General features: G+C 64.8%; 9 protein-coding genes. 1 reads left to right on the top strand and 8 read right to left on the bottom strand.

What is annotated here, in order from left to right:
- Window positions 1–267 precede the first annotated feature (267 nt).
- From NE609_RS16520 to NE609_RS16485, 8 genes are all read right to left on the bottom strand, one after another.
- Entirely contained in the window at window positions 268–651 is a 384-nt protein-coding gene (locus NE609_RS16520; protein WP_101548904.1) for a hypothetical protein, read from the bottom strand.
- 50 nt (window positions 652–701) lie between these two features.
- Window positions 702–1,442: a pseudouridine synthase gene (locus NE609_RS16515; protein WP_121586920.1), complete on the bottom strand. Its 741-nt coding sequence runs from the start codon at window positions 1,440–1,442 to the stop codon at window positions 702–704.
- Between the two features lie 25 nt (window positions 1,443–1,467).
- Window positions 1,468–2,643: a D-alanyl-D-alanine carboxypeptidase family protein gene (locus tag NE609_RS16510; RefSeq protein ID WP_256153145.1), complete on the bottom strand. Its 1,176-nt coding sequence runs from the start codon at window positions 2,641–2,643 to the stop codon at window positions 1,468–1,470.
- Between the two features lie 65 nt (window positions 2,644–2,708).
- Window positions 2,709–3,152, bottom strand: coding sequence for a GerW family sporulation protein (gene ytfJ / locus NE609_RS16505; protein ID WP_101548898.1), 444 nt, complete (start codon window positions 3,150–3,152; stop codon window positions 2,709–2,711).
- 25 nt (window positions 3,153–3,177) lie between these two features.
- Complete coding sequence (locus NE609_RS16500; protein ID WP_256153144.1) at window positions 3,178–3,828, bottom strand: DUF2953 domain-containing protein; 651 nt, start codon at window positions 3,826–3,828, stop codon at window positions 3,178–3,180.
- A gap of 21 nt (window positions 3,829–3,849) precedes the next feature.
- Entirely contained in the window at window positions 3,850–4,443 is a 594-nt protein-coding gene (gene scpB, locus NE609_RS16495; RefSeq protein ID WP_256153143.1) for an SMC-Scp complex subunit ScpB, read from the bottom strand.
- A gap of 39 nt (window positions 4,444–4,482) precedes the next feature.
- On the bottom strand, window positions 4,483–5,226 hold the full coding sequence (locus tag NE609_RS16490; protein WP_256153142.1) for a ScpA family protein: 744 nt from the start codon (window positions 5,224–5,226) through the stop codon (window positions 4,483–4,485).
- On the bottom strand, window positions 5,223–5,888 hold the full coding sequence (locus NE609_RS16485) for a site-2 protease family protein (protein WP_256153141.1): 666 nt from the start codon (window positions 5,886–5,888) through the stop codon (window positions 5,223–5,225). Before NE609_RS16485 ends, NE609_RS16490 begins: the two co-directional genes overlap by 4 nt.
- Window positions 5,889–6,125: 237 nt before the next feature.
- Here NE609_RS16485 and rpmB point away from each other — a divergent pair, with 237 nt between their 5' ends.
- Window positions 6,126–6,314, top strand: a complete 189-nt coding sequence (gene rpmB / locus NE609_RS16480; RefSeq protein ID WP_101548888.1) for a 50S ribosomal protein L28 — start codon at window positions 6,126–6,128, stop codon at window positions 6,312–6,314.
- Window positions 6,315–6,735 lie beyond the last annotated feature (421 nt).

Genomic DNA, 6,735 nt, shown 5'->3' with positions numbered 1-6,735 from the left:
CCCCCCCGCCCCCCCCCCCCCCCGCCGCCGTTCCGGCGGGGATCAAAATACGGGATTCGGTCGCATTTGTTGACTTTCCACAGATGAAAAAAAGAAAATGTCAAAATGTAACCACAATAAAGTATACACTTTTCCATCCCAAATAACAAGCTGTTTTTTGCGGTTTTTGATAAAAGATTAACGGTTCTTTTCCACGTTTCCGACAGGAAAAACGCCGCGGTCTCCCGCGGCGTTTTGGTATTTGCGTATCGATGTCGCCCGCGGGCCTCACCGCCCGCAGCCGCAGCTCTTCTTCGCGAAGAACGCCTCGAGCGGGAAAGGCTCCCGCGCCTCATAGCCGAGCTTGGTGAGCGCGAGGCGCAGCTCCTCCGAAAGCCCCTCCCCGAGCTTCGCCGAAAGGGCCCCCGCGCGCATCTGCGCCGTAAAGGCGGCGCGCGCCATCCCGTCGACAAGCCCCACATCGAGCCGCCGGCCGGTGTCCGCGCCGGCGAGGGTCACGCAGCCGCCCGGTGCGGTAAAGAACACCGCCGTGCCGAGCACCTCGTCCCCCTTGGTGGCGGCGTAGGCGAAGGAACCGTTCTCCGGCGCGCCGAAGCTGTCGCAGATGCGCGCGGCGAGGCGCGGGTCTGTCACGCGTTTGATCAGAAACATCCCGTTACTCCTTGTAATAAATTCCGCAAATTATACGGAAAGGTTTTCCATCATTTCTTAGAGACGGCGTTGCGCAGGGCGATCAGCTCGCTGGGCTTGAGCTCCCGCCACTGGCCGGGCTGGAGCATCCCCAATTTCAGCGGCCCGACGCTTGTCCGCTTGAGGCGCGCCACCTCGAGCCCCACCGCCTCGCACATGCGGCGCACCTGCCGGTTGCGGCCCTCCTGGATGGTGATCTGCAAGACCGCGCGGCCCTCCGCCTTGTCGAGCACGAGCACGGTGGCCGGCAGGGTCCTCTTCCCGTCGAGCAGCACCCCCGCGCCCATCTGCGCGGCCTGCTCGTCGGTGATGCCGGGGCGCACCGTCACGCGGTAGGTCTTGGTGATGTGGTTGGAGGGGTGCATGACCATGTTGGCGAAGGCGCCGTCGTTGGTCATCAAAAGCAGGCCCTCGCTGTTCCGGTCGAGCCGCCCGACGGGATACACCCTGGCGGGCGCGTCCTCCACGAGGTCGGTCACGCACCGGCGGCCCATCTCGTCCGCCGTCGTCGTCACGAAGCCGCGCGGCTTATGCAGCATGATGTAGACGTTGTGCTTCTTCCTCTGGAGCGCCACCTTGACCCCGTCGATCGCGATCACATCGCGCGCCGGGTTCACCGGGTTGCCCGGCACCGCCGGGCGCCCGTTCACCGTGACGCGCCCCTGCCTGATCGCCTCCTCCGCCTTGCGGCGGGAGAGGATGCCGTTGTCCGACAGCACCTTCTGGATGCGGATTCCCGTTACCTTTGCCATATCCTAACCTGTCTTTCTATCCGTTTCAGTCGTCCCCGCCCCGTCCGAGCCAGCCGAACAGCCGGCTCCAGAGGGAGGGCTTCGTTTCCTCTGCGTCCACGTCCCGCGCGGCGGTCAGCGCCGCCTCGGCCAGCGGCTGGCCGTCGCAGGAAAATTTCACGCTCCCGACCACCTGCCCGCGTCTCACCGGCGCGTAGAGGAAGGGTGCGGCGGTCACCGCGACGTCGACCCGCTCGCCGTCCATCAGCGCGACGGGGCCGGGCTCGTCGAAAACCGCCGCGACCGCGTCCCGCTCCCCGCCCGTCACGGGGATCTCCACCTCCGGCACGAGCCCGCCGACCTCCTCCGGCCGCAGCAGGCCGAAATAGCGGTCGTAGAGCTTTTTATGCTCGTTCCAGTCGTCGGGACAGGAGAGCGTCACGACGATCAGCCGCACCCCCTCCCGATCGGCGCAGGAGACGAGGCAGCGCCCCGCCGAATCGGTGAAGCCGGTCTTGACGCCGACCGTGCCCGGGTAGCTTTTGAGCAGCCGGTTGTGGTTTTGCAGCCACCGGTCGTAGGGGGGATTCCCATACTGGATCTTCGCGCTCGGCTTCGCGCAGATCTCCGCGAAGAGGGGATTCTCCAGCGCCTCCCGCGCAAGCAGCGCCATGTCGTAGGCGGAGGAGTAGTGCTCCGGGTCGTCGAGCCCCGACGGGGTGACGAAATGGCTGTCCTCCATGCCGATCTCGGCGGCGCGCTCGTTCATCATCGCCGCGAACCGCTCCTTGCTGCCCGCGATGCGCACGGCGGCGGCTCCCGCCGCGTCGTTGCCCGACGGCAGCAGCATCCCGTAGGCGAGCGCGCGCAGCGTCGCCTGATCCCCCTCGCGCAGCCCCATCGACGACCCCTCCACATGGATGGCGGCGGTGTCGACGGTGAACCACTCGTCGATCCCGTCCTGCTCGAGCGCGAGCAGCGCCGACAGGATCTTGGTGGTCGAGGCCATCGGCAGGCGCGTGTTCGCGTTCTTCGCGAAGAGCACCCGGCCGCTCGCCGCGTCCATCACGAGCGCGGCCTTCGCCTTGGTCTCGACCCCCAGCGTGTCGGGGATCGACCGCGCCGCCGCGGGTTGCTCCTCCAAGGCCGCCGCCTCGGTCATCCGCACCCCGCACAGCAGAAGCAAAAACGCGATCAGCAGCGCGATCCCCTTTTTCAGCATCTTCCTCACCCGCACCCTCGTTATCATTCGATACAGGTCATTTTATGCGGGATTTTCCGGGCGCATTACAGGTCGATGTGGATTTCTGTCCCGGCCTGCGGGTCGTCCCCGGCGGTTTTCGCTTCCCTGGCGGGCTTCTCCTTCTTCTGGAAGAGCGCGCCCAGCTTGTCGATCACCTCGGGCGCCATCGACACCACCCGGTCGGCGGTCGTCTTGTTGTCGTTCATCTGCAGGAGGTCGACCCTGCCGTCCTTGATGACGAGGAAGGCCAGCGGCTGCACCGAGACGCCGCCGCCCGCGCCGCCGCCGAAGAGCTCCGGCTGCTTGGACGAGGGGATGTCCGAGCCGCCCGACACGAAGCCGAAGCTGACCTTGGACACCGGGATGATGATGGTGCCGTCGGGGGCGGTGATCGCCTCGCCGATGATCGTGTCCGCGTCGACGAGCGAACGCAGGTTTTGCAGCGAGCTGTCCATCAGCCCGTTGATCGGATGGCTGTTGTTTCCCATAGCGAAAAGACCTCCCTGTGATCTGTTAGTCTCCGGTTTTCCCCCGTGCGCCCTTCTCCGGGGCCGGGGGCTCCTGCGCATGTTTTCTCCTCATGGTTTTGACCAAAAACGCGCACCCTATGCGGATGGCCGCGCCGAGCGCCACGAGCGGCGTCAGCCGCGCGCGCGCGGCGAAGTCGACCTTCCCCTCCTCCGCCGTGAAATCCGGGCGGATCTGGATATCCGGCTTTTCAATGCGCAGGAAGCCGAGCGCGAGCGCGTAGGCGGTGTAGACCAACGCGTTGACCCGGCCGTAGGCCATCGCCGTATCCGCGGCGTCCTCTCCCGCCACCACCATATAGAGACGGATCCGGTAGAAGACAAAATTTCGGACGAGCATCCCCGCTCCGCCCCGGAGGGAGGAGAGCAGATCGACGACCACCCCGAGCAGCTCGGAAAATTCCAGCGGCTTTTTGGCGGCCTTGGGCTTTTCCTCCCGCGGCTTGGGGGGCTTTTTCCGTTTGGCGCCGCGCTCCTTGGGTTCCTTCGTCAGGTCGATGGTGAAAAAGAGCCAGCGCAGGTACGCTTCGGGCGGCTCCCCCGTGCGGTAGGCCGCCGTGAATGAAACGGGGATGCAGAGCAGCAGCAGGACCGCCGCGAGCACGACCGCGATGGAAAGCCCCACGACCGCCGCCATATCCTCCGCCTCCCTTTCTTGTTATGCGTCGTCGCCGGCGAGCTCGAGCTCCCCGAAGGCGACCTGCCCCTCGAGCACATCGTCGGGCACCGGGAGCGCCTCCTCCTCCCCCGAGGGGACGGTGGGCAGCTCGTCGAGGCTCGACAGCCCGAAGCAGCGCAGGAAATTGGCCGTCGTGCGGTAGGCGATCGGCCGGCCGGGCAGCTCCAGCCGCCCCGCCTCCTCGACAAGCGCCTTGTCGATCAGCGAGTTGACCACCCCCGAGCTTTCGACGCCGCGCACCTGTTCGATGAACGCGCGGGTGACCGGCTGGTTGTAGGCGATGACCGCCAGCACCTCCAGCGCCGCCTGCGTAAGCGGGATGTTGCGCCGCAGCTCGAGCGCCTCCCGGATGACGGGGGCGAATTCCGCCCGCGTCGCAAGCTGAAGCCTGTCCCCCAGCCGCAGCAGCTCGAAGGGCATCCCCGCGTCGTCGAGCTCCCCGCGCAGGCCGGGCAGCAGGCGTTCGACCGTCTCCTCGTCGGCGCCGACCGCCTGCGCCACGCGGGAGAGTTCCACCGCGTCGCCCCCCGCGAAGAGAATGGAAAGAATCTGTTTTTGAATGAGGTCGATCATGTGACGGCTCCGTTCCGCCGCGTCCGCGGCAGCGTTAGTCTAGACAGCCGGGGGTTCCCCCTCCGGCGCGCGGCGCTCCTGCTTCGACCGGTCGAAGCGCACCTCGTCCCCCTCCACCGTGATCCTGCGCGCCTTCACCAGCTCGAGCACCGCAAGGAAGGTCGCGACCAGCTCGCTGCGGTCGCCGCTCGACGTGAAAAGGCTCTCGTAGGAGGCGCGTCCGCTGCGGTAGAGGGATTTCAGAATGTGAATGATGCGGCTTCCGACCGACACCACCCGCCGGGACACGATGCCCGAAAACGCCTGCGCCGGGGGCGGCAGCCTCCTGCGGCCGCGTCCGGCCGCGTCCTGGTAGGCGGCGTAGAGCTCGTCCGCCCGATGGGTGAGGCGGTAGGTGTTGTCCGCCTCGATCTTCACCGGCGCACGCACAAATTGCAGATACATCCTGTTGCGCGCCCCGAGCTGGGCCGCCACCTGCCTGCACACCTGGTATTCGAGCAGCTCGCCCTGGAGCTCGGTTTTGAGCTGGAGCCCCTCCTCCTCATGCCGCGGCAGCAGCATGACCGTCTTGATGTAGACGAGCCGGGAGGCCATCTCGAGGAACTCGCTGGCGACCTCGAGGTCCTGTTCCTCCAGCGAGCGGATATAGGTCAGATACTGCTCGAGCAGGGCGGAAATCTCGATGTCGCAGATGTCCAGCTTGTGCTTTTGAATGAGGAAGAGCAAAAGGTCGAGCGGGCCTTCGAACTCCTCCGTTTTAAACAGCAGTTTTTCCATCGTCATACGTAAAGCAGTTCGGGTGTCCGGGTGATCAGGGCGAAGAACCGGAGGATCCAGCGGGTCAGCCAGCCCATCGGGACGCTCAGCACGCCCATGAAGACCGCCACCAGCACGACGATGTAGATGACCTGCTGGTACCGTGCGATCCGCGCTTCCCACTTGGCGGGAATAAAATAGGCCAGGATGCGGTAGCCGTCGAGCGGCGGGATGGGCAGAAGGTTGAAGATCGCCAGCGACACGTTGATCGTGACCATCATGAGCAGGATATAGCTGACGATCACGGCGGCGTCCGTCTGGCCCGCGTAACCGAGCGCGAGCACCGCCAATTTATTGACGAGCAGCAGCGCGAGCCCCAGCAGCAGGTTGGACACCGGGCCCGCCAGGGCGGTGACGGCCATGCCGCCCCGCATCGTGATTTTACGGGTGAAATTGCGGGGGTTGACGGGGGTGGGCTTTGCCCAGCCGTACCGCTGGGTGAGCAGCAGCATGACCGAACCGATCGGGTCGAGATGCGCGAGCGGGTTGAGGTTCAGCCGTCCCTGTAAGCTCGCGGTGTCGTCCCCCAGCTTATAGGCCGCCCACGCGTGGGCGCACTCATGCACCGGCATCGAGGTCATCAGCACGATCAGCGTGACGATAAAGCTTTGCATGTCCCAGTTCAGCATGGCGTTCTCCCGTCGAAAATGTGGCGGCGCTTTGCGTCAAACGCCGCGTCCGCTCGTTTATTATACCTGTTCCAGGGTGGAAATACAAGCGGATTTGCCGGTAATTCCCTTTTCATGCCTTTTCCCCGAAAATTTTGCGAAAAACCACTTGCATTTAAAGGCCGAATCTGGTAGAATACTAACGTTGACCTACAATACAGGTGTAAAATCTTTCTTATGATAGAGGAGGTGCAGAACATGGCAAAATGCGATATCTGCGGTAAAGGTGTTACTTTCGGAATCAAGGTTTCTCATTCGCACAGGCGTTCCAACCGCGCTTGGAAACCCAATGTCCAGCGTGTCAAGGCGATCGTCGACGGAACTCCCCGCCACATCTATGCCTGCACCCGCTGCCTGCGTTCCGATAAGATTCAGCGCGCGCTGTAATCCTTTGACCACGCAAAAGCAAAAGCCTCCGCTATGCGGGGGCTTTTTTGTTTTTGCCGCTTAGTGAGCGGCGCAGTTTGTCGGTGGTCGACCGACGGCGGTTTTAGTCTTGCCGCTCAGTGAGCAGCGTAGCTTGCCGGGTCTCGCCCCGGCGGGCGGCCCCATTTCTTGTACGGACAAGAAATGGGGGAAAGAAACCGCAGGGGGCTTCGCCCCCTTGACCCCCGCGCCGCCTCCGGTTGGCCTGCGGCCAAAGTCGGCGGTGCCCTGCCACGGATGAGCGGACGGGCGTACAGCATCCCGCCAGCCGCCGCGCCGCGGGCGCAACGCCTCTGCCGGCGAGCCTCCGGAACCGTGGCCGAAATGCTTTCGGGGAGATGCGACGGCAAAAACGCAAAGGAGCGCCCCCCCGGGGGCGGCG

It is taken from the genome of Anaerotruncus sp. DFI.9.16, assembly GCF_024461615.1.
Taxonomy (GTDB): domain Bacteria; phylum Bacillota; class Clostridia; order Oscillospirales; family Ruminococcaceae; genus Anaerotruncus; species Anaerotruncus massiliensis.
The sequence above is the reverse complement of the archived record's forward strand: the minus strand, read 5'-3'. Positions and strand labels throughout refer to the sequence as shown.